This window comes from Oceanospirillum linum (assembly GCF_001995095.2).
GTDB classification, from domain to species: domain Bacteria; phylum Pseudomonadota; class Gammaproteobacteria; order Pseudomonadales; family Halomonadaceae; genus Oceanospirillum; species Oceanospirillum linum.
The window spans coordinates 1-401 of the sequence record NZ_MTSD02000203.1; the positions used below are offsets into that span (position 1 = coordinate 1).

1 protein-coding gene is annotated in these 401 nt (G+C 44.4%); it reads left to right on the forward strand.

What is annotated here, in order from left to right; all coding sequences use genetic code 11:
* The coding region (locus tag BTA35_RS17330; RefSeq protein ID WP_139363757.1) for a GGDEF domain-containing protein at nt 1-401 on the forward strand (401 nt) is incomplete at both ends.

A 401-nucleotide genomic window follows, 5' to 3' on the forward strand; every position in this document is an offset into this window, starting at 1 on the left:
CAACAGTCTAATTTCGCAGTGTTATTTATTGACTTAGATAAATTCAAAAACATTAATGACACCTTAGGCCATGACGCTGGCGATGAGATTTTACGCCAAACTTCAAAAGCATTAAGCAGCTGTATTCGTAGAGGTGATGCGGCTATTCGTTGGGGTGGAGAGGAGTTCCTTGTACTACTGCCACACACAGAGGCCAGCTCTGCAAAGAATGTCGTACAACGTATTATGGAAACAGGTTTAGCACAGTTACCTGACGGCACACCTGTTACCGCAAGTATAGGTATGGCTGAACTAGTAGAAGATCACGCTGCAAGCTGGAAAGAGCTAGTAGAACTAGCTGATCAACGGTTATACAAAGCCAATCAGTCAGGGCGTGCTAAATGTATTTGCCCAGACAGCAC